General features: G+C 70.5%; 24 protein-coding genes and 1 pseudogene. 11 read left to right on the top strand and 14 right to left on the bottom strand.

Going from position 1 to position 19,731, the window contains the following annotated elements:
* Positions 1 to 798, top strand: a complete 798-nt coding sequence (locus E4N62_RS38565) for a response regulator transcription factor (protein ID WP_230222149.1) — start codon at positions 1 to 3, stop codon at positions 796 to 798.
* A gap of 12 nt (positions 799 to 810) precedes the next feature.
* Positions 811 to 1,101: a hypothetical protein gene (locus E4N62_RS38560; protein WP_230222147.1), complete on the top strand. Its 291-nt coding sequence runs from the start codon at positions 811 to 813 to the stop codon at positions 1,099 to 1,101.
* A 92-nt stretch (positions 1,102 to 1,193) separates the two neighbouring features.
* Here the strand turns inward: E4N62_RS38560 and E4N62_RS48940 are convergent, their stop codons facing one another.
* Positions 1,194 to 2,582: an FAD-dependent oxidoreductase gene (locus tag E4N62_RS48940; protein ID WP_230222144.1), complete on the bottom strand. Its 1,389-nt coding sequence runs from the start codon at positions 2,580 to 2,582 to the stop codon at positions 1,194 to 1,196.
* Positions 2,583 to 2,650: 68 nt separating this feature from the next.
* The gene (locus tag E4N62_RS38550; protein ID WP_230222142.1) at positions 2,651 to 3,331 is read right to left on the bottom strand and encodes a three-helix bundle dimerization domain-containing protein; all 681 of its coding nucleotides are present in this window, start codon (positions 3,329 to 3,331) and stop codon (positions 2,651 to 2,653) included.
* A 166-nt stretch (positions 3,332 to 3,497) separates the two neighbouring features.
* Between E4N62_RS38550 and E4N62_RS38545 the strand changes: the two genes are divergently transcribed.
* Positions 3,498 to 3,899: a helix-turn-helix transcriptional regulator gene (locus E4N62_RS38545; RefSeq protein WP_230222140.1), complete on the top strand. Its 402-nt coding sequence runs from the start codon at positions 3,498 to 3,500 to the stop codon at positions 3,897 to 3,899.
* 227 nt (positions 3,900 to 4,126) lie between these two features.
* On the opposite strand, the gene arsA is transcribed toward E4N62_RS38545, so the two are convergent.
* The 5 genes from arsA to E4N62_RS38520 all read right to left on the bottom strand — a co-directional run bounded on the left by arsA (position 4,127) and on the right by E4N62_RS38520 (position 8,188).
* Positions 4,127 to 5,920: an arsenical pump-driving ATPase gene (gene arsA / locus E4N62_RS38540; protein WP_230222138.1), complete on the bottom strand. Its 1,794-nt coding sequence runs from the start codon at positions 5,918 to 5,920 to the stop codon at positions 4,127 to 4,129.
* Position 5,921: 1 nt separating this feature from the next.
* Positions 5,922 to 6,302, bottom strand: a complete 381-nt coding sequence (gene arsD, locus E4N62_RS38535) for an arsenite efflux transporter metallochaperone ArsD (protein WP_230222136.1) — start codon at positions 6,300 to 6,302, stop codon at positions 5,922 to 5,924.
* A 136-nt stretch (positions 6,303 to 6,438) separates the two neighbouring features.
* Positions 6,439 to 6,762: a thioredoxin gene (trxA, locus tag E4N62_RS38530; RefSeq protein ID WP_230222134.1), complete on the bottom strand. Its 324-nt coding sequence runs from the start codon at positions 6,760 to 6,762 to the stop codon at positions 6,439 to 6,441.
* A gap of 35 nt (positions 6,763 to 6,797) precedes the next feature.
* Positions 6,798 to 7,778, bottom strand: a complete 981-nt coding sequence (gene trxB, locus E4N62_RS38525) for a thioredoxin-disulfide reductase (RefSeq protein ID WP_230222132.1) — start codon at positions 7,776 to 7,778, stop codon at positions 6,798 to 6,800.
* Entirely contained in the window at positions 7,775 to 8,188 is a 414-nt protein-coding gene (locus E4N62_RS38520; RefSeq protein ID WP_230222130.1) for an arsenate reductase ArsC, read from the bottom strand. The genes trxB and E4N62_RS38520 overlap by 4 nt, the downstream gene beginning before the upstream one ends.
* 92 nt (positions 8,189 to 8,280) lie before the next feature.
* On the opposite strand from E4N62_RS38520, the gene E4N62_RS38515 reads away from it, so the two are divergent.
* The 4 genes from E4N62_RS38515 to E4N62_RS38500 are packed head-to-tail and all read left to right on the top strand — an operon-like array spanning position 8,281 to position 11,001.
* Positions 8,281 to 8,589 carry a helix-turn-helix transcriptional regulator gene (locus tag E4N62_RS38515; protein WP_230215039.1) on the top strand — a complete coding sequence of 103 codons (309 nt, stop codon included), beginning with the start codon at positions 8,281 to 8,283 and terminating at the stop codon, positions 8,587 to 8,589.
* Positions 8,586 to 9,692, top strand: coding sequence for an ACR3 family arsenite efflux transporter (gene arsB, locus E4N62_RS38510; protein ID WP_308186120.1), 1,107 nt, complete (start codon positions 8,586 to 8,588; stop codon positions 9,690 to 9,692). The genes E4N62_RS38515 and arsB overlap by 4 nt, the downstream gene beginning before the upstream one ends.
* Entirely contained in the window at positions 9,689 to 9,940 is a 252-nt protein-coding gene (locus E4N62_RS38505) for a DUF2180 family protein (protein ID WP_230222127.1), read from the top strand. The genes arsB and E4N62_RS38505 overlap by 4 nt, the downstream gene beginning before the upstream one ends.
* A complete protein-coding gene (locus E4N62_RS38500; RefSeq protein ID WP_230222125.1) occupies positions 9,937 to 11,001 on the top strand; it encodes an ArsO family NAD(P)H-dependent flavin-containing monooxygenase in 1,065 nt (354 codons plus the stop codon). The genes E4N62_RS38505 and E4N62_RS38500 overlap by 4 nt, the downstream gene beginning before the upstream one ends.
* A gap of 18 nt (positions 11,002 to 11,019) precedes the next feature.
* On the opposite strand, the gene pstS is transcribed toward E4N62_RS38500, so the two are convergent.
* The 3 genes from pstS to E4N62_RS38485 form a co-directional block, all read right to left on the bottom strand.
* Positions 11,020 to 12,168: a phosphate ABC transporter substrate-binding protein PstS gene (pstS, locus tag E4N62_RS38495; RefSeq protein WP_230222123.1), complete on the bottom strand. Its 1,149-nt coding sequence runs from the start codon at positions 12,166 to 12,168 to the stop codon at positions 11,020 to 11,022.
* 201 nt (positions 12,169 to 12,369) lie between these two features.
* Complete coding sequence (locus E4N62_RS38490) at positions 12,370 to 12,735, bottom strand: helix-turn-helix transcriptional regulator (protein WP_230222121.1); 366 nt, start codon at positions 12,733 to 12,735, stop codon at positions 12,370 to 12,372.
* 48 nt (positions 12,736 to 12,783) lie between these two features.
* A complete protein-coding gene (locus tag E4N62_RS38485) occupies positions 12,784 to 13,839 on the bottom strand; it encodes an NAD(P)/FAD-dependent oxidoreductase (RefSeq protein WP_230222118.1) in 1,056 nt (351 codons plus the stop codon).
* A gap of 104 nt (positions 13,840 to 13,943) precedes the next feature.
* On the opposite strand from E4N62_RS38485, the gene E4N62_RS38480 reads away from it, so the two are divergent.
* The 3 genes and pseudogenes from E4N62_RS38480 (at position 13,944) to E4N62_RS38470 (ending at position 17,025) form a co-directional block, all read left to right on the top strand.
* Positions 13,944 to 15,311 (top strand): NAD(P)-binding domain-containing protein, encoded by a 1,368-nt coding sequence (locus E4N62_RS38480; protein WP_230222116.1) that lies wholly within the window; start codon positions 13,944 to 13,946, stop codon positions 15,309 to 15,311.
* Between the two features lie 28 nt (positions 15,312 to 15,339).
* The gene (locus tag E4N62_RS38475) at positions 15,340 to 15,804 is read left to right on the top strand and encodes an ArsI/CadI family heavy metal resistance metalloenzyme (protein ID WP_230222114.1); all 465 of its coding nucleotides are present in this window, start codon (positions 15,340 to 15,342) and stop codon (positions 15,802 to 15,804) included.
* 10 nt (positions 15,805 to 15,814) lie between these two features.
* Positions 15,815 to 17,025 (top strand): annotated as a pseudogene (locus E4N62_RS38470) (MFS transporter).
* A 186-nt stretch (positions 17,026 to 17,211) separates the two neighbouring features.
* Here the strand turns inward: E4N62_RS38470 and E4N62_RS38465 are convergent.
* From E4N62_RS38465 to E4N62_RS38450, 4 genes are all read right to left on the bottom strand, one after another.
* The gene (locus E4N62_RS38465; RefSeq protein ID WP_230222112.1) at positions 17,212 to 17,709 is read right to left on the bottom strand and encodes a hypothetical protein; all 498 of its coding nucleotides are present in this window, start codon (positions 17,707 to 17,709) and stop codon (positions 17,212 to 17,214) included.
* A 1-nt stretch (position 17,710) separates the two neighbouring features.
* A complete protein-coding gene (locus E4N62_RS38460; protein ID WP_230222109.1) occupies positions 17,711 to 18,247 on the bottom strand; it encodes a hypothetical protein in 537 nt (178 codons plus the stop codon).
* A 68-nt stretch (positions 18,248 to 18,315) separates the two neighbouring features.
* On the bottom strand, positions 18,316 to 19,167 hold the full coding sequence (locus E4N62_RS38455) for a DUF3626 domain-containing protein (protein ID WP_230213983.1): 852 nt from the start codon (positions 19,165 to 19,167) through the stop codon (positions 18,316 to 18,318).
* A gap of 23 nt (positions 19,168 to 19,190) precedes the next feature.
* The gene (locus E4N62_RS38450) at positions 19,191 to 19,430 is read right to left on the bottom strand and encodes a hypothetical protein (protein WP_230222107.1); all 240 of its coding nucleotides are present in this window, start codon (positions 19,428 to 19,430) and stop codon (positions 19,191 to 19,193) included.
* Here E4N62_RS38450 and E4N62_RS38445 point away from each other — a divergent pair.
* On the top strand, positions 19,423 to 19,731 hold a 309-nt coding region (locus E4N62_RS38445), incomplete at its 3' end, for a hypothetical protein (RefSeq protein ID WP_230222104.1). The genes E4N62_RS38450 and E4N62_RS38445 overlap by 8 nt on opposite strands.

Raw genomic sequence — 19,731 nt, 5'->3', positions numbered from 1 at the left:
GTGACACCCGACGCACACCGGCCGCCGCAGCCTGCCGTGAAAGGCAGCCTGAGCGGTCCGGAAGACGGCAAGAACCCCGACCTGCTGCTGGCCGAGCCCGACGCGGACCTGGCCGCCAAGGCCCTGGCCGGCTTCGAGGGCGCGGGCATCCGGACCGTCGTCTGTCACGACGGCGCCGAGGCCCTGCTGCAGGTCGGCGCCTGCCACCCGCGCGCGGTGCTGCTCGGCGCCCCGCTGCCGGTGGTGGGCGCCTCGCGGGTCACCGAGCTGATCGCCCGGCTCCACCCGGTGCCTGTCCTGGTGGGAGCCGGTCCTGAGGGGGCCGCGGAGGCGACGGCCGCGGTGGCGGCCGGCGCCATCGCCTTCGTGGCCCGCCCCTACCGGACCGGGGAGATCGTCCCCCTGCTGATGTCCGGTGGCCGGGACGACGACAGCGACGCGCAGCCGCTGGTCGTCGGTGACATTGAGCTTGATCCAGCGGGCTTTCACGTCTATGTACGAGGCCGCTCACTGCAGTTTCCCGTGCGTGAATTCATGCTGCTGCGCTATCTGATGGAGAACGCCAGCCGGGTCGTCAGCCGCGCCGAGCTCACCCGCGCCCTGTGGGGCACCGACAGCCTCGAGAGCAACACCCTCTCCGTGCACATCCGCCGGGTGCGGGGCAGGCTCCGGGAGGACGGGGAGAGCTGCTGCACCATCGACGCCATCCGCGGCATGGGGTACCGGCTGGAGTGCGGTTCGTCGTGTTCTTCGGTGACCCAGGCCGAGCCGTCGACCACTCCGACGCCCACGCCATAGGACGTCGGGGGCGTGACCGGAGGGTCGGAGGAGGACTCGTACATCGACCTGCCGGCCTGGGCCACCGGCTACCCCCGGTGGGGCGCCGTCCACGGGCGGCACCACATCCCCACCGTCGGCACGCTCTGCCACCGCAAGCGGTGGTACGCGGCGAAGGTCCGCGTACGGTTCCTGCCCGCAGGCCAGACGCGGTTGCTGACCTTCACCACCGACCCGAGGACCCTGATGGAGATCATCACCGCGGGCAGCCTGGCCGAGGCGCGGACGCTGATCTCCCTGTGCCTCACCGACGCGGACCCCTGACCGCGGGGCCGCGTTCACAGACTCCGGCCGACGGGCGCTGCTTGGCGGTGCCGCCCGTCGGCCGGATCAACTCGGCGCCTGTGCCGACCGGTTCACTTGTGCCCGTGCTCGCGTACCCACGCCTGGGTGGCCACCTGGACCGCGTCCCAGGGTGAGCCGAGCGGGGGCGTGTAGGAGAGGTCGAGGTCGCTGATGCCGTCCACGCTCATGCCGTGGAACAGCGCGGTCGCGTACGTGTCGACACGCTTGGAGATCTCCGCAGTACGGCGTCCCACGAGCTGGGCGCCCAGCAGCAGCCCACTGCCGCGATCCCCGGTGACGCGGGCCGCGATCGGAGTGGCGCCCGGGTAGTACGCCTTGTGGTCGTCCGGGGCGCTGGCCGTCGTCACCGGCACCCAATCCCGGCCCGCCGCAAGGGCCTCGTGCTCACGTAGCCCAGTCCGCGCGGCCACCAGGTCGAAGACCTTCACCACCTGCGTGCCCAGACTCCCGGCAAAGAGCCGGTCGCCGCCAAGCGCGTTCTCCCCCGCGGCACGGCCCTGCTTGTGCGCCGTGGTGCCCAGCGGCAGCCAGGTCGTGCCGAGCATCCGGTGGTGGGTGACGACGCAGTCCCCGGCGGCATACACGCCCGGCAGCGACGTACGCATCCGCTCGTCGACCGCGATCGCGCCCCGGAAGCCGAGTTCGGCACCGGCCTCGGCGGCCAGGGCGGTATCGGGGCGCACGCCGACCACGACCAGCACGAGATCGGTCTCGCGGGTCACGGGGCTGCCGTCCGCGCCGGTGGCCTCCACCCGCAGCCGGTCGCCGGCCCCACGGAAGATGCCCTTGACAGTGGTGCGGGTCAGCACGTCGACGCCGTGCGCGACCAGCTCATCCCGTACCAGCGCACCGAGTTCACCGTCGACGGTCGGCAGCACCTCGGGCAGCGCCTCGATCTGCGTGACCGAGATCCCGCGCGTGGTCAGGGCCTCGGCCATCTCCAGGCCAATGTAACCGGCCCCGATGATCACGGCGTTGGCGGGCTGCCGCTCGTCGAGGCTCCGCTCCAGCTCGAAGGTGTCGCCCATGCTGTGCAGCAGATGCACACCCTGATTGGGCCCCAGACCGGCCAGCCCTTCGATGGGCGGCAGGACGCTGACCGCACCGGTCCCCACGACCAGCGCGTCGTACGTCAGCTCCTCGCTGCGCCCGTCCGCGTCCACTACCGTCAGCCGCTTCCCGGCCGAATCGATGTGCGTGGCCCGGGTGTTGATGCGTACGTCCATGCCGGTGGCCGCCAGGTCCTCGGCGGTGCGGTGGGCAAGGTTGCTCCAGGGTGTGACCTCGCCGGAGACGTAGTAGGGGATGCCGCAGATGGAGAAGTTGGGGTAGGCGTCGGCCACGACCACGGTGACCTCACTGGCCGGGTCGAGCTCCCGGGCGCGAAGGGCGGCACTGATGCCGGCATCGCTGCCGCCGACTGCGATCACACGGGTCACGGGAGGGCCTCCTGGAAGTGACGGTCTGCGCGCTTACGACGCTACAAACCGCCCCTCACCTGGGCAACTCACTGCCGGGGAACCCTTGTCGGCAAGAGTTCACCCACCAGTACATCGACGCGGGTAGCGAGGCCGTCCCGTACCGCTCGCGCGCTTTCGATGTCCAGGCCGCCCAGCTCCGGCAGGTCCCAGTCCAGATAGCGGCGCCCGGGCCTGACGGGGCAGGCGTCGCCGCAGCCCAGCGTGACGACGACGTCGGCGGCCGTGACGACTTCGCGGGTCAGCGGCTTGGGGAACTCCTCGTCCGCGTTCATGCCCTGCTCGGCGAGCAGAGCGAGTACGACCGGGGCGATCTCCGAGCCGGGCTCGGAACCGGCCGTCAGCACCCGGATCCCGGTCCCGGCCCGGTGCCGCAGCAGCGCGGCGGCCAACTGCGAACGCCCCGCGTTCTCCGTGCACACGAACAGCACTTCGGGCACCGGCTTCAGGGCCAGCCCCATGCCGCGGGCCAGGGCCCCGAGCCGCTGGTCGGCGAACCGCTCGACCAGGACCGGCAGGTGGGTGGCCACACGCGCCTTCGCGGATAGCACCCAGGAGCACTCCTCGACATACCGCTCCACGGTCTGACGGGAGAACGCCCTGCCGTGGCGTACGGCGAGGCGGGCCGTGATGCGTTCGAGTACGGGGTCGATGTCCGTCAGAGGCGGTGCTGCTCGGCGGCCTCGGCCGAGAGGGCTTTGCTCATCCATGGGGCGGCTCCTCGGTCTGCGGCTCCCAACACCGCTTCCACCACGGATAATAGGTGCTTATCTATATCTTGGATAGACGCCAACCTAAGTGAACGCTTGGTGAACAAGGGTCTCCCTGTGGCTTCGAACACACGGTTGGCGCGTGGCCCCCGCTTATGGTGCATAGATGGCTATCACTGAATTGAGCGCCGCTGAGGAAGCGGACGAGGCGACGGCTGAGAGCTGTAGCCCCGGCCTCGCGTGCCTGCTCATCGAGCGCGACGAGGCCGAGCGCCTGGCCCTCATGCTCAAGGCCATCGCCGACCCCACGCGGCTACAGATCTTCCGCATCATCGAACGCGCACCGGCTGGCGAAGCCTGCGTGTGCGACCTGGCCGACTGCCTGGGCTTTAGGCAGCCGACCGTCAGTCACCACCTCAAGATCATGACCGAGGCGGGCCTTTTGAACCGCGAACGCCGCGGCACCTGGTCCTGGTACTCGGTCAACTACGACGGCCTGAACAGGGTGCGCGCGATCCTGCAGCCGTCGGCCGGAGCACTGGCGAGTCAGGTCCTCGACCGGGTGTAGCCGCAGCTTTTGGGGCCGACCGTCTTGGCTACGCCGGTGCCCAGCGTGACGCCCGCGAAGTGCGGCGAGGCGGCAAGGGCGAGCGCGGCGCGCGGAGTCGGGGCCGCGTCGAGACGCTGCTCAGGACACATGGACGGCGAGCCATCAGTTGACGTGGCGAGCCGGCGTAGTGAAACCACGTACGGCTTGCGGGCCGGTGTCCGACTTCACCGGCCCGCAGATCCGGATCATTGGATGCCTGCGGCCAGGTCGAGCAGCCGTTCGGTGCCGATGGGCGGAGCCGCTGTCCAGGGAAGGACTACCGTGCGCTCGGCGTGCTCGGTGGTGACCTCGCTGAGGTAGCGGCACTCGGCGGCGGCCTTGGCCGCGAGGAGCGGGTCGAGCGGTGAGGCGACGGCGAGGCTCTGGTTCACCACCCAGGCGAATGGCTTGATGCCCGCCCGGTCGAGGTCGGTCTGCAGGGCTGCGGCCTCGTGTACCGGGGTCGCCTCCGGCAGAGTCACCAGCAGAATCCGGGTGTAGTCGGGATCGGTCAGCCGGTTCAGGAGCTCCATGGCTTCCGAGGGCGGCGTCTGCCCCGTCTGCTGGGACAGCTGCCGCTGGTAGCCCCTGGACGCATCGAGCAGCAGAAGCGTGTGTCCGGTGGGGGCGGTGTCGACCACCACGAACCGGTCGGCGGCTTCGGCCACCGTGCGGGCGAAGGCGTAGAAGACCGCGATCTCCTCGGTGCACGGGGAGTCCAGGTCCTCGGCCATCAGCCTGAGGGCGTCCTCGTCCAGGCTCGCACCGGCCTGTGCCAGCACGGCGGCGGTGTAGGCCGCTGTTTCGGCGGCGGGGTCGATGCGGGTGATCCGCAGGTTCTCGCTCCCGGCGCCCGCGATCATCTCGACATGGGCTGCCGGATCGGTGGTGGTCAGCGTGACCGGGTGCCCGCGGCGAGCGAGGTCGGCGGCGACCGCGGCGGCCACGGTGGTCTTTCCGACTCCGCCCTTGCCCATCGTCATCACCAGGCCGTTGCCACCGTCAGTGATCTCGTCCATGAGCGGCCCGAGCCCCGTGGTCTCATCTCCCTGGACGTGCGTAACCGTGAGCGGCTCGGCCGCCATCTGCGGGGCGAGCATGGCCCGCAGCGCAAAGAGCCCGACGGGCGGGACGGCCAGCAGCGGCACCCGGTCCACCTCGGTGATGTCAGCCAGGCCGGAGGGCAGTTGGGCCAACGCCTCCTCTCCGCGCCGCTGCCAGGCGACGGCCAGCGGGTCGTCCTGGCGCGCGGCGGTGAAGACGCCGTTGATGACCAGCCGCTGGTGGCCGATACCCAGGGCACGCAACTCCGAGGCAGTGCGCCCGGCCTCCTCCAGGGGGCCGGTATCGGGGCGGGTGACCAGGACGACGGTGGTGCGCGCCGGGTCGGCGAGCGCCTCCATCGCCTGGGCGTACCGCTGCTGCTGGGCGCCCAGCTCGGCCAGCGGCCCGATGCAGGAGGCGCCGCCGGGGTTGGTGATCAGGAAGTCGGACCATGCGGCCGGCAGGCTGAGCAGCCGGATGGTGTGCCCGGTCGGCGCGGTGTCGAAGACGACGTGATCGAACCGGGCCGCGATCTGCGGGTCGGTCAGCAGCGCGACGAACTCGTTGAAGGCGGCGATCTCGACGGTGCATGCGCCGGAGAGCTGCTCCTCGATCTGGGCGATGGCCGAGGCTGGCAGGGCCGCTCGATACGGTCCGACGACCTTCTCGCGGTACTGCGCTGCGGCGGCGGCCGGGTCGATGTTCATCGCGTACAGCCCTGGCGCCCCGGGCACGGGGGTGGGCTCCTGTCCGGCCTCGGCTCCCAGGACCTCGTTGAGGTTGGAGGCCGGGTCGGTGCTGACCAGGAGGACCTTGCGGTCGGCGTCGGCCAGCCCGACGGCGGCCGCCGAGGAGGTCGACGTCTTGCCGACACCGCCCTTGCCGGTGAAGAACAGATACGGCGTCGCGGCGGCGCGCAGGCCACCGAGAACAATGGACGGTGCGGCGAGGGTCATGTCAGCAGCCCTCCGGGCCGCAGCCACAGCCGCTGTCGGCGCCGGAGTCCTGGATCATCATGAGGCCAGGGCGCTCGGTGGGCGCACCGGTCCACTCGGCGAGTTCCACGCGGGTGGGGTACCTGCCGGAGCAGCGCACCACGCCGTCGACGAGGACGGCGGGCAGCGCGTCGTCGCCCTTCTCCTTCAGGAGCGAGCTCACCTGGGACTGCGCGACGAACCTGCCGGGATCAGTGGAGAGCCCGAAGCGGTTCACCTCGACACCGGCAGTGCCGAGCCACTCGATGTCAGCGGCGAACTGGGTCAGCGCCGGGTCGACCGACGGCCCACAAACACCGGTGGAACAGCACATCGCCGGGTCGTACACCTCGACAGCGGACATTCATGGCTCCTTCGTGAACTGGGCCGGCCCCGATGGTGAGGGGATCAGCCGCTTCGGCATGCGACAGACAAGTCTGTTGCATGCCGGTGTGGGGGCGTGAAGGGGGCCGCAGAGGCCCTCTTCTTTGAAGCTGCGGTCAGCCGAGGAAGTGCTTGAGGTCGCGCTCGAGTGCGGCCTTCGGCTTGGCGCCGACGATGGTCTGGGCGACCTCGCCGCCGACGTAGACGTTCATCGTGGGGATCGACATCACGCCGTACTTCACGGCGGTGTCCGGGTTCTCGTCGATGTTGAGCTTGACGATCTCGATGGCATCGCCGTGCTCGGCCGCGATCGCCTCCAGCGAAGGGGTGAGCTGGCGGCACGGTCCGCACAAGGCCGCCCAGAAGTCGACGAGCACGGGCTTGTCGCTGCCCAGGACGTCCTGCGCGAAGGAGGCGTCGGTGACGTTCTTGAGGGCCATGCGGGTCTCCTCGTAAAGGGGTGGGGCGGGTGCCGTCAGACGGCGGCGACGACCGCAGCCGCTTCGGGTGCGTCGGCGAGCGCGGCGAGGTGCCGCTCGGCGTCCAGCGCCGCCGCGCAGCCGGATCCGGCCGCGGTGATCGCCTGGCGGTAGGTGTGGTCGACGACGTCGCCCGCGCCGAAGACACCGGGGATGTTCGTGCGGGTGGAGGGGGAGGCGACCTTGAGGTAGCCCTCGTCGTCCAGGTCGAGCTGGCCGGTGACCAGTTCGGTGCGCGGGTCGTGGCCGATGGCGACGAACAGTCCGGTGGCCGGGAGGCGGGAGGTCTCGCCGGTGACGGTGTCGCGCAAAGTGAGCCCGGCGAGCTTGCCGCCGTCCTCGTGGATCTCGGCGACCTCGCGGTGGAAGGCGAAGGAGATCTTCGGGTCCGCGAAGGCGCGGTCCTGCATGGTCTTGGAGGCCCGCAGGGTGTCCCGGCGGTGGACGACCGTCACCGACTTGGCGAACCGGGAGAGGAAGGTGGCTTCCTCCATCGCTGTGTCGCCGCCGCCGACCACCACGATGTCGTGCTCGCGGAAGAAGAAGCCGTCGCAGGTCGCGCAGTACGACACACCTCGGCCCGACAGCGCGTCCTCGCCGGGCAGGCCCAGCTTGCGGTGCTGCGAGCCGGTCGCCACGATCACGGCCCTGGCGCGATGGACGGTGCCCGCGCTGTCAGTCACGGTCTTGACGGCGCCGGTGAGGTCGACCGAGATGACGTCGTCGGGGACGAGTTCGGCGCCGAAGCGTTCGGCCTGGGCCCGCATGTTGTCCATTAGGTCCGGGCCCATGATGCCGTCGCGGAAGCCGGGGAAGTTCTCCACCTCGGTCGTCTGCACCAGCGCGCCGCCCGCCGTGACCGCGCCCTCGAAGACCAGCGGCTTCAGCGAGGCGCGGGCGGTGTAGAGGGCGGCGGTGTATCCGGCGGGGCCGGAGCCGATGATGATGACGTTGCGGATGTCCGTGCTCGTGCTCATGCTGTGGGCTCCGGGGCGATCTCCTTGATCAGGCCCTCGACCAGCACCTTGATCTCGTCACGGATCGGACGTACGGCCTCGACGCCCTGGCCAGCCGGGTCCTCCAGCGTCCAGTCCAGGTACCGCTTGCCGGGGAAGACCGGGCAGGTGTCGCCGCAGCCCATGGTGATGCAGACGTCGGACTCCTTGACGGCATCGACGGTCAGCATCTTCGGGACCTCGGCGGAGATGTCGATGCCGACCTCGCGCATGGCCTCGACGGCGGCCGGGTTGACGCCCGCGCCCGGGTTTGAGCCGGCGGAGCGTACCTCGACGCGGTCCCCGGCCAGGTGGGTCAGCCACGCGGCGGCCATCTGGGAACGGCCGGCGTTGTGAACACAGACGAAGAGCACGGAGGGCTTGTCGGACATCAGGAGGTCTCTCTTGTCTCACGACGGCATCAGGTGCAAGTGAACTCAGCACCCGGTGGTGTCAGCCACCACTGATGTGAGAGTATCAGCCCATGATGACGTCAGTCGACACTGACCTGATCCGGGTTCTGGCCGACCCGCTCAGGCTCCAAATCGTGACCCTGCTCGCTCGCGAAACGCTGTGCACCAGCCACTTGGTGGAGGAGACCGGTGCCCGGCAGACCAACCTCTCCAACCACCTGAGAGTGCTGCGCGAGGCCGGGGTCGTCGAGACCGAGCCGTGCGGCCGGTACACGTACTACAAGCTGCTCCCGGACGTCATCGCCAAGCTCGCCGGACAGTTCGCCGACCTGGCCGAGTCCGCCCGTACCGCAAACGAGAACAAGAGGGCCTGCCCGTGACCCGCGCCGAAACACCCGCGACCGTGGAGGAGTCCTCGGTCGTCGCGAAGCTCTCCACACTGGACCGCTTCCTCGCCGTGTGGATCCTGATCGCCATGGCCCTCGGCCTCGGCCTCGGCCGCGCCATCCCCGGCCTGAACGACGCCCTCGCCAAGGTCGAGATCGGCGGCATCTCCCTGCCGATCGCCGTCGGCCTGCTGATCATGATGTACCCGGTCCTGGCCAAGGTCCGCTACGACAAGCTCGACGCCGTCACCGGCGACAAGAAGCTGATGGTCTCCTCGCTGGTCATCAACTGGATCGTCGGCCCCGCCATCATGTTCGCGCTGGCCTGGATCTTCCTCCCGGACCTGCCCGAGTACCGCACCGGCCTGATCATCGTCGGGCTCGCCCGCTGCATCGCCATGGTCATCATCTGGAACGACCTGGCATGCGGCGACCGTGAGGCAGCGGCCGTTCTCGTCGCCCTCAACTCGGTCTTCCAGGTCATCGCGTTCGGCCTGCTGGGCTGGCTCTACCTCGACCTGCTGCCGGGCTGGCTGGGCCTGGGTGACGGTGAGCACCTCGACATCTCGATGTGGAAGATCGCCCTGAACGTCGTCATCTTCCTGGGGGTCCCGCTGCTGGCCGGATTCCTGACGCGCCGGATCGGTGAGAAGAAGCTCGGCCGGGACCGCTACGAGTCGAACTTCCTGCCGAAGATCGGCCCCTGGGCGCTGTACGGCCTGCTCTTCACGATCGTCATCCTCTTCGCCCTGCAGGGCAAGACGATCACCTCGCAGCCGCTCGACGTGGTCCGTATCGCGCTGCCGCTGCTCGTGTACTTCGCCCTCATGTGGTTCGGCACCTTCGCGCTCGGCAAGGTCATCGGCCTGGCGTACGACCGCACCGCGACCCTCGCCTTCACCGCGGCGGGCAACAACTTCGAACTCGCCATCGCCGTCGCCATCGCCACCTTCGGCGTCACCTCGGGCCAGGCCCTCTCCGGCGTCGTCGGCCCGCTCATCGAGGTCCCGGTCCTGGTCGCTCTCGTGTACGTGTCGCTGGCCTGGCGCAAGAAGTTCACCGCTCGCACCACCGAGCCGCTGGAGGCCACCCGGTGAGCTGCCTGGACTGCGCCGGTATTGGCGCGCAGGTCGCCGCGGTCGGCATCTGCGGCCAGTGCGGAGCCGCCGTCTGCGCCGTCCACTCCGAGGTCTCGCAGCAGTTCCTGAGCTGCACGAAGCCGGTGTCCCGAACGGTCGTCACCGAGCCGCCGGTGCGGCGGCTGCTGTGCGGGACCTGCGCCGCGGCGTACCGGGCCCACACGGCGTGCTGCCCCCAGTCCGCGAGCACCATCCGGACCTCGTGACGAGCGTCCGGCACACGCAGGTAGTGGTGGTCGGCGGCGGCCAGTCAGGGCTCGCCGCCGGCTACTACCTGCGCCGCCAGGCTCTGGACTTCGTCATCCTCGACGAGGGGGCCACGCCGGGCGGCGCCTGGCAGCACACCTGGGATTCGCTGCACCTGTTCTCCCCGGCCGCGTACTCCTCGCTGCCGGGACGGCTCATGCCGCCGCAGCAGGGCGAGGAGTATCCGGACGCGGCGCACGTGGTGTCGTACCTGCGCGACTACGAGAAGCGGTACGAGCTGCCCATCCAGCGTCCGGTGCGGGTGGCGGGCATCCACCGGGACGGTCCACTCCTGCGGGTGGAGACCGATTCGGGCGGGTGGCGGGCACAGGCGGTGATCAGTGCCACCGGGACCTGGTGGCGCCCCTTCCTGCCCGCCGTACCCGGCCGTGCCGGCTTCGGCGGCCAGCAGCTGCACGCCGCCGAGTACCGCGCGCCCCGGCAGGTCGCGGGTGATCGTGTGCTCGTTGTCGGGGGCGGCAACTCCGGCGCCCAGATCGCCGCCGACCTCGCCCACGACACCGAGCTGACGTGGGTCACCCAACGCCCGCCGCGCTTCCTGGCCGACGACATCGACGGCCGCGCCCTTTTCGACGCGGCCACCGCTCGCCGCCGCGCACTCGACGCGGGGCGCACGGACACCGGCGGCGTGGCTTCGCTCGGCGACATCGTCGCCGTACCGCCCGTACGGCAGGCGCGAGAGCGTGGACTGCTCAAGGCCGCGCCGATGTTCGCCCGCATCGTCCCCGGCGGCGTCGAATGGGCCGACGGCACCCGCGCGCAGGCGGACGCGATCATCTGGTGCACCGGGTTCCGGCCCGCCCTCTCCCACCTGGCGCCACTGCGGCTGCGGGGCAGGCGAGGCCACATCGCGACCGACGGCACCCGGACGCTCGACGAACCGCGCCTGCACCTGCTCGGCTACGGCGACTGGACCGGCCCCGCCTCCGCCACCCTCGTCGGCGTCGGCCGGCCGGCCCGCGACGCGGCGCGCGAGATCGCCCAACTCGTGGGCGGCTGACGCCTGGTGGGCAGGGCGTCAGGACAGGGTGCGGATGGTCGCTCGCACCCGGGCGGCGATGTGCTCCGGCAGCGGGGCGTAATCGAGCGCGGGAAGAACCTTCTGGCCTTCCTCACCGGCGGTGTAGGCCAAAAACGACTTCAGGATCGGCAGGATCGCGGCCCGATTGCCCTTGTCACACATGATCTCGTACGTGACCAGGACGATCGGGTAGGTGTCCGCGTCGCGCGTGGAGTAGTCGAACCGCAGGGTCACGTCCTTGCCCGTGCCGACCACTTGAGCCCTGGCGAGGGCGGCCGAGGCGGTCTTCGGGCTGGGAGTGACCGGCTCCCGTGCCCCCGTGTCGATCCTGGCCGTCGGGATCCCTGAAGCCGAGGCGGAGGGCAGCACCAGGTAGCCCACCGCTCCCTTCGTGGCCGCCACCTGCGACGCCACGCCCTCCGGGCCCTGTGCCGAGTGACCGTCCCTGGCCTGCCAGGACTTCGAAGCCGGGTAGGGCCACAGCCGCGGGGCCGATGCCGCGAGATAGGCGCTGAAGTTCTCCGTGGTACCAGAGGCATCCAAGCGATGGACCGCGTGGATGGGCAGATCGGGCAGATCGGCGCGCGGATTCAGCTTCCGTATGGCGGGGGCGTCCCACCGCTCGATCCTGGAGTCGAAGATCTTCGCCAGGACCGGGGCGTCGAGCACCAGGTCGTCGACGCCGGGGAGGTTGTAGCCGATCGCGATGGCGCCGCCCGCCATCGGCAGGTCGATGCCGCGCCCGCCGGGGCAGACGTCCCTCGACTGCTCGACCTCGTCGGGCGTCAGCGCGCCGTCCGTGCTTCCGAACGCTGTCACGCCCTGCATGAACTGGGCGACTCCGCCGCCGGAGCTGAGCGGTTTGTAGGCGACCTGCGCCCCCGGGCACGCCCACTGGTACTCCTCGATCCACCACCGCATCGCGCTGTACTGCGCCGTTGCCCCGGAACCGGGCAGCTGCCCCTCCTGCGCGCAGTCGATCCGTGGGCCGAACGACGTGGCCCCGGCCGCAGGGCTGCCGCCACCGGCCCGGCCGAGGTCACCGCCGGCCCACATCCACAGTGCGCCGCCGACCGCGGTCGCAGCCGCCGCCGTGGCAGCGCCGACCGCCAGCATTCTCGCGCGGTCCTCGCGTCGACGATGCACCCGTGGCCCCCTTTTCGGCACCCTTCGAAAGCGCACGGGTGGCCGCGCGACGCCGACGACCTGCCCGGCACCGTATGCGGGCCCCACCCATCAAGACATAGATGCTTGCCTATGTGGGGCTCGGTGTGGCGACACGCATGCGAACGTCTGCCGACGTGTTCCCCTCGTACGGATGCCGCAGAGGTGTCGTGGACCGTCGGACTAGCGGGCCGTGAGCAACTGAGCCATGGCGGCCACCACGGACGGCTCGACCCGGTAGTACACCCAGGTGCCGCGCCGCTCGGAGGTGAGCAGCCCGGCCTCCTTGAGCTTCTTCAGGTGGTGGGAGACGGTCGGCTGGGAGACGCCGACGTCGGAGATGTCGCACACGCATGCCTCGCCGCCCTCGTGCGAGGCCACCGCCGAGAACAGCCGCAGACGGACCGGATCGCCGAGCGCCTTGAACATCCGCGCGGTCCGCTCCGCCTCCTCGGCGGTGAAGGTCCGCTCGGTCAGCGGCGGGCAGCACGGCACCACGAGCTCAGGGGCGTCGGTCTCCAGCAGCGGCAGTAGCTTGGCGTTCGACATCTGTCTATGTTGACACATGTCGAACCAGTGGGGCCAGGTGCCGAGGTCTCAGTGGCGGCGCAGGTGTGCGGCCAGGCGGCGGGCGACCCGGTTCGCGTCCCGGCCGACGCCGCGCAGGGAGTTCGAGGACAGGCTGCGCTGCCACTCCAGTCCGACGTACGCCAGCCCGGGATGGACCGTCGAGGCGCCCTCCCGGTGGAGTGGGTGCCCGCCTTGGTCGAGCGCGCCGAGCGGGGCGAGATAGCCGAGGTCGGGCCGGTAGCCAGTGGCCAGCACGATGGTGTCGACCTCCTCGGTGCTGCCGTCCGCCCAGGTCACCTTGGCGGCGTCGATGCCAGTGAACAGCGGGCGCCGGTCCGGGGTGCCGGCCGCGACGGCGGAGCGGTAACGGCCGTCGTCGATGACCAGCTGGGCAGGCGGCGTGCGCAGAAACCGGCCGACGGGCAGGGTGTCGATCCCGGTGCGCTTCAGCCACCAGTGCAGGTCCCGGCCCAGTGTGAGCTGCCGGGCGAACCGCACGGGGTGGCGCGCCGCGAGCGTCACGCGCGCGTGGACGGCGAGTTCGGCAGCGATCTGCACCGCGGAGTTCCCCGCACCGACCACCACTACGCGCTGTCCGGCGAACGACTCGGGTGCGCGGTAGTCGGCGGCGTGCAGCACGACGCCGGTGAAGTCCTCCAGTCCCGGCAGCGGTGGGCGGCAGGGGCGGCCGAAGGTGCCGGACGCCGCGACCACCGCAGGGACGGACAACTGTCCGCCGCCCTCCACGCTGAGCGTGAAGCCGTCCCCGTCGGAGCGGACTTCATGGATCCGAGTCCGGGTGCGGATGTCGGCGTCCAACCGGGCGGCGTACCGCAGCAGATAGGCGACGACCTCGTCGCGGTGCGGGTAGCGGTCCGGCGCTCCGCCGAAGGGCATCCCCGGCAGGGAGCTGCACTGGGCCGGAGAGAACAGGGTGAGGCTGTCGTAGTAGCGCGGCCAGGATCCGGCCGCCCGCTCCGACGCCTCCAGGACCACCGGCTCCAGCCCCCGCTCGCGCAGAGCGTGCGCGGCGGCCAGTCCGGACTGCCCGCCCCCGATGACGGCCACATCGGCGTGTTCCATATTCGATCTCCAGTTTCGATAGATGTCTATGTTGACGCTTATCGAATCAGGTGGCATGCTGGCCGCGCAAGGGATCGACAGATGTCGAAGCAAAGGGGAACCTCGTGAACGCGTCCACCACCGACCAGCTGCCCGTCGTGGTCATCGGAGCCGGCCCGGTCGGCCTGGCCGCCGCCGCCCGCCTCGTCGAGCGCGGCCTCGAACCCCTGGTCCTGGAGGCCGGTCCGGCCGCGGGCAGCGCCGTCCGTGACTGGTCGCACGTACGGCTGTTCTCCACCTGGGCCGAGGTCATCGACCCCGCCGCCGAGAAGCTCCTCGCCCCGACCGGCTGGGTCCGCCCCGACGCCTCCACCTACCCGACCGGCGGCGACTGGGCCGAGCAGTACCTGCAGCCGCTGGCCGACGTGCTCGGCAACACGGTCCGCTTCGGTACGACGGTGACAGGCGTCGCCCGCGCGGGCCGGGACCGCATCGTCGACTCCGGCCGCGATGAGCAGCCCTTCACCGTGCACATCCAGGCGGCGGACGGCCGCGAGGAGCGGATCACCGCCCGCGCCGTCATCGACGCCTCCGGCACCTGGTCCCTGCCCAGCCCGATCGGCGCCGACGGCCTGCCCGCCCTCGGCGAGAAGACAGCCGCCGAGCACATCTCCTACCGCGTCCCCGACCTCAAGGACCCGGCCGTACGCGCCCGTTACGCCGGCAAGCGCACCGCGGTCGTCGGCTCCGGAGCCTCCGCCTTCACCGCCCTCGCGTACCTGGCCGACCTGGCCACGGAGGAAAAGGGCACGCACGCGGTGTGGATCCTGCGCCGGAGCATCGGCGCGAGCACGTACGGCGGCGGTGAGGCCGATGAGCTCCCCGCCCGCGGCGCGCTCGGACTGCGCGCCAAGGCCGCCGTCGAGGAAGGGCACGCCTCCGCAGCCACCGGTTTCCGCACCGAGGCCGTCGAGCGTGGCACCGACGGCCGCCTGGTCCTGATCGCCGAGGACGGCCGCCGCCTCGACCCGGTCGACGAGGTCATCGCGCTCACCGGTTTCCGCCCCGACCCTTCTTTTTTCTCCGAGATCCGCCTCGGCCTGGACGAACGCCTCCAGGCGCCGACCGCGCTGGCACCGCTGATCGACCCGAACGTGCACTCCTGCGGCACGGTCTACCCGCACGGCGTGAACGAACTTTCCCACCCGGAGCAGGGCGTCTACCTGGTCGGCATGAAGTCCTACGGCCGCGCCCCCACGTTCCTCGCCATGACCGGCTACGAGCAGGTCCGCTCCATCACCGCCGCGCTCGCCGGGGACCAGGAGGCCGCCGAACGCGTCGAGCTGACTCTCCCCGAGACGGGAGTGTGCGGCGGCGCGGGCCTGTTCGACGAGCCGGAGAACGCGGAGCAGTCCGGTGGCGGCTGCTGCGCCGCCCCCGCCACCCTCCAGATCGGCATCGGCGCCCCGGTCACGACTTCCGGCGGCTGCTGAACTCCACACCCACCCAAGGAGGTTCGTCATGTCCCGCGTACAGCTCGCCCTCCGCGTCCCTGACCTCGCCGCGTCCATCGCCTTCTACACCAAGCTCTTCGGCACCGAGCCCGCCAAACTCCGCGACGGCTACGCCAACTTCGCCATCGCCGAGCCCCCGCTCAAGCTCGTCCTCATCGAAGGCACCGCAGGCGAGGACACCCGCATGGACCACCTGGGCGTCGAGGTCGACTCCACCGAAGCCGTGCACGCGGCCACGGCCCGGCTGGCCGAGGCAGGCATGGCCACGGACGTGGAGAACGACACCACCTGCTGCTACGCCCTCCAGGACAAGGTCTGGGTCCACGGACCCGGCCAGGAACCCTGGGAGGTGTACGTCGTCAAGGCCGACGCCGACACCCTGGCCAAGCAGCAGGACAGCACCTGCTGCGCCAGCCCGGCCCCGGCCGACACCGGCGCGAACGAACCGGTCGCCGCGACTGGCTGCTGCTGACCGCCGGCGGATGACCGACCTTCACACCAGCCGGGCCGCGACCGGAACCGGGGACCGGTCGCGGCCTCGCGCCGCCCTGCCCGCCCTCTGCGCGACCCAGATCACCAGCTGGGGAATCGTCTACTACGCCTTCCCGGTCCTCAACGCCCGCATCACCGCCGACACCGGCTGGTCGACGACCGCCACCACGGCCGCGTTCTCCGCCGCTCTGCTGGTCTCCGCAGCCACCGGAATTCCGGTGGGCCGGATCCTCGACCGGCGCGGCCCGCACGCGGTGATGACCTTCGGTTCGATCCTCGCCACGGTGGCTGTACTCGCCGTTGCCGCCGCCCCGAACCTGACGGGCTTCTTCGCCGCCTGGCTCCTCGCCGGCTTGGCCATGGCCGCCACCTTCTACCAGCCCGCCTTCGCGGCGCTGACCCGCTGGTGGGGCCCGGACAGGATCCGCGCCCTGACGACGGTCACCTTGGCTGGGGGTCTGGCCTCCACGGTCTTTGCCCCGTTGACCGCGGCCCTGGCCGATCACATGAGCTGGCGTGCGACATACGCCGTGCTCGCGGCGATGCTCGCCGCCATCACCATCCCCGCCCACGCCCTCGCTCTGCGCGCCCCTGGCCCGCGCCTCCTCCCCAGCCCGCGCACCTGCACGAGGGCCGCGACGGGATCGCCCGAAGCCGCCCCTTTCTCCTCCTGGCCTCCGCCTTCACGCTGTCCGGGTTCGCCTTGTACGCCGTCGTCATCGGCCTCGTTCCACTGCTGACCGCACGCGGCGCGGACGCGACGACGGCCGCCTGGGCACTGGGACTTGGGGGCGCCGGCCAAACCCTCGGCCGCACCCTCTACGCGACCCTCACCCGCCGCACGGGCGTCACGACACGCACCATGGCCCTGATCGCCGCCGGAGGAATCACCACACTGGCACTCGGCCTCACCTCCGGCCCGATCCCGCTTCTGATCCTGCTCGCCGTCCTGGCCGGAGTCGTCCGAGGCAACCTCACTCTCCTCCAGGCCACCGCCGTCACCGACCGCTGGGGCACCACCCACTACGGCAGCCTCTCCGCCGTCCTCGCGGCCCCCGCCACCATCGCGAGCGCCCTCGCCCCGTTCGCTGGCGCAGCCCTTGCCGGACCACTGGGCGGATATCCGCACCTCTTCGTGCTGCTCGCCGCTGTGTCGGCAGCCGCCGCTCTCCTCACGCTCGCTACCCGTCCGCATCGTTGATCCTGCTATCGGCCCTACGTGCTGGGGGGACAGGAGAGTTCGGGATCGCCTTGGACAAGGTGCGCGCCCTTATTCCAAGGCGAGGAGATCACTCGGCAACGCGGGGGCGGGGTGCCCGGCAGTCTTCGCCGCGCGCCCCACCCCAAGCGTCGCAAGCTACGCAGGACCCGAGGCCAGAGGAGGCAGTCAGCTACACGATCCGTACGGCGCGCTCGGTCTGGAACTGTTCGGCAGGGCCCGGACATTCGACGGCGCGGCCAAGGTATCGCGAAGTCGCTCGATCTCCATCCGCTGGGCGGCGATCTGCGACAGAGCCCGCTCCCTGAAGTCGGTGAGACCGTCGATCTGCGCGTCACGCGCGGCGAGGCGCTCCTTCAGTCCGGAGACCTGATCCTTGAGGCGCTCGACCTGCGCAGCCCGCGGGTCCGGGATCACCCCCGTTTCCCGAAGCTCGGCCAGCCGGCGCTCGAACTCCTCCGCCAGGTGTTGGTAGGGGCCGGGCCGCGGTGAGCCGTCGCGGTTCCTCTTGGGATAGAAGCCGGTGCGGGCGACCCCGGCCTGCGCCGCGAGGGTCTTGATGTCGCACTTGCAACCCGCGGGAACCTCGCCGGCCAGGAGCCGCTCCATGACGTGCCGAATGGCCGCCTCGTTGTCCCGTCGAGCTTCGTCGCTGATGCGGGCCACGTCATGCCCCCATTCCGGCAGCGGCGTCGATCTCGGACAACACCCGTTCATCGCGGGCGAGTTCCGTAGTCAGCCGGGCCTTCTCCGTCCGCTGCGCGCGCCCGATGGTAGCGATGAAGACCTTCTTGCTCTCCGCGCTGGCTGCCCACACCGGGCGGTGCCCGGCATGGTGGGTGGCCTGGGGACAGCGCGCCGAATCACACATCCCGATCAGGGGTTCCGTCGCCCCACGGGCGTGGGGCCCGGCGAGCTTGAGGCACAGGGCCTTGGACGGATCGAGGAACCAGCAGTAGTTCGCCGGCCCCAGATGCAGAGTCTTTGCCCGCTTGGCGAGCAGGTTCGTCACCTCCTGGTCGCTGCGCTTGATGTTCGGCGCCCCGGAGGAATCCAGCTGTCCGTCGACGAACGCGAAGAAGTCCAGGAGGTCGCTGGCGCCGGGCCCCGCAGGCCGGATACCGTTCTGGTAGTCGTGGAATGCGTCGAGGGCGACGCGCGTCTTGTGCTCTCGCTCCTCTTGGCCGAATTCGGCCATCAGCACCGACTGGGCCCCACCGGGGCGGTCTAATGGTGCAGTCGGGTATTGGAACTGTCCGAATGCATGCCTGATCACGCGTTGCGTTCCTCGGATGTTCCGAAGCGTGCCAGGCAGTGCCACACTTTCTTGAGCGCCTGTTGGTCATGGCGTCCGGTGCGTGCGGCGTCACCGATGATCCGGGGATTGAGGTAGCCGTCGACGGCAATCTCCGTGCCCAGGTCGACGTACTCCTGGCCGCGGTAGTCCGGGTGGCGTGCGAGTTCTTCGACGGTGAGTCGTAGTCCCGGGTGCCAGTCGAGCCGACATGGCAGGCGGCAGGCGGCCCTTTCCACATCCGTTCCCCGATAGCTCGGGTCTAGGACGAGTGCCTCGACGTCGCGGGCCAGTATGAGTGGGCCGTGCACCTGTGCCTCGATGTAGTCGTCGAGTGCGTCCTGGCCGTCGTTCTCAGCCAGCTCCACGAGGGAAAAGCTGGCCGCAACTCCGAAGGCCGTTGGTCCGAAGAAGCTGTCCGGGTAGCAGAACGTGGCTCGGGTGAGGGTCTCGGCAGTCAGCCGAAGGTGCGCGGAGCCGAACCGAGGCGCCCCGCCGAGCGGCTTGCGCCGGAAGTTCAACGCGCCGTAGACAGGTCGCTCGTGTGCGGGTGTGTGGTCATAGGCGCCTCCGAAGATCCGGCTCTCCCAACGCCATCGGTCACCGCCGGGGTGCGGCGTCAGGCCGCCGTTGCTGGTGCCTGTGACGAACTGCGAGTGATAGGTGCCGTCCTCGGCCAACGCGAGCAGGATCGGCCGACCGCGCACTGTGCGGTCGGGGTGAAAGTTCAGGGTTACCCGCAGCGTGGGGTCGACCGGGGCCCCGGACGACAGCGAGGCGACGTGGCGGATGGCCTGTTCCTGCGGGGAGGCGGCGGGATCAGCGTTCATCAGCGCAGTGTGCCCGAGTCTGATCAACGTGTGCGTCTGCGTTGGCTGACGTCGGCAGCGTAGGCGGCCCAGTCCCCACCTGATGCTTGCTGCCACTGGACGGCGACTTTGATGTGGACGCCGAGCATGCGGGCGAGGATCGCTGCGGGGACTTCGGTGGCGAGGGTGAACAGCGCGGTGGATCGGTCCTGTTTGGGCCGGACTCCGATGCGGTGAAGGCGCTTGCCGATCTGGCTGTCGGTGAGAGGCGCCCGGATGGCCACCCGGAAACAGCCAGGGGACGTCGTCGGGCGTGCCGATCTTGGCCTTGCCGCGGCGGGTCGCGACGAGATCGCGGACCAGGCTGGCCAGCGGTGCGGGGAGAACGACCGGCGATGTGCCGAACGCGATCGCGACGGTGTCGCCGTCGATGTTCACGTCCCTGACGGTGAGTTGGCTGATGGTGGCGACCTTCTGCGCGTAGAGGATCAGCAGCAGTCCCGCGACGCGGTCCGGGGTCGGCAGTGTGTCGTCGCTGAGCAGGCGGCGGGCGTCGGCCCAGCGTTTCTCGCTGTCGATGGTGCT

It is taken from the genome of Streptomyces sp. MNU76, assembly GCF_020982545.1.
GTDB lineage: Bacteria > Actinomycetota > Actinomycetes > Streptomycetales > Streptomycetaceae > Streptomyces.
The sequence above is the reverse complement of the archived record's forward strand: the minus strand, read 5'-3'. Positions and strand labels throughout refer to the sequence as shown.

What these genes read in the sequence shown, in the direction of transcription:
- trxA (WP_230222134.1), bottom strand. Translation starts at nt 6,762, where the DNA reads ATGGCCCTCAAGAACGTCACCGACGCCTCCTTCGCGCAGGACGTCCTG.
- E4N62_RS38475 (WP_230222114.1), top strand. Translation starts at nt 15,340, where the DNA reads ATGTCCCGCGTACAGCTCGCCCTCCGCGTCCCTGACCTCGCCGCGTCC.
- E4N62_RS38515 (WP_230215039.1), top strand. Translation starts at nt 8,281, where the DNA reads ATGATGACGTCAGTCGACACTGACCTGATCCGGGTTCTGGCCGACCCG.
- E4N62_RS38485 (WP_230222118.1), bottom strand. Translation starts at nt 13,839, where the DNA reads ATGGAACACGCCGATGTGGCCGTCATCGGGGGCGGGCAGTCCGGACTG.
- arsA (WP_230222138.1), bottom strand. Translation starts at nt 5,920, where the DNA reads ATGACCCTCGCCGCACCGTCCATTGTTCTCGGTGGCCTGCGCGCCGCC.
- E4N62_RS38520 (WP_230222130.1), bottom strand. Translation starts at nt 8,188, where the DNA reads ATGTCCGACAAGCCCTCCGTGCTCTTCGTCTGTGTTCACAACGCCGGC.
- E4N62_RS38490 (WP_230222121.1), bottom strand. Translation starts at nt 12,735, where the DNA reads ATGTCGAACGCCAAGCTACTGCCGCTGCTGGAGACCGACGCCCCTGAG.
- E4N62_RS38550 (WP_230222142.1), bottom strand. Translation starts at nt 3,331, where the DNA reads ATGGATGAGCAAAGCCCTCTCGGCCGAGGCCGCCGAGCAGCACCGCCT.
- arsD (WP_230222136.1), bottom strand. Translation starts at nt 6,302, where the DNA reads ATGTCCGCTGTCGAGGTGTACGACCCGGCGATGTGCTGTTCCACCGGT.
- E4N62_RS38455 (WP_230213983.1), bottom strand. Translation starts at nt 19,167, where the DNA reads ATGAACGCTGATCCCGCCGCCTCCCCGCAGGAACAGGCCATCCGCCAC.
- trxB (WP_230222132.1), bottom strand. Translation starts at nt 7,778, where the DNA reads ATGAGCACGAGCACGGACATCCGCAACGTCATCATCATCGGCTCCGGC.
- E4N62_RS38545 (WP_230222140.1), top strand. Translation starts at nt 3,498, where the DNA reads ATGGCTATCACTGAATTGAGCGCCGCTGAGGAAGCGGACGAGGCGACG.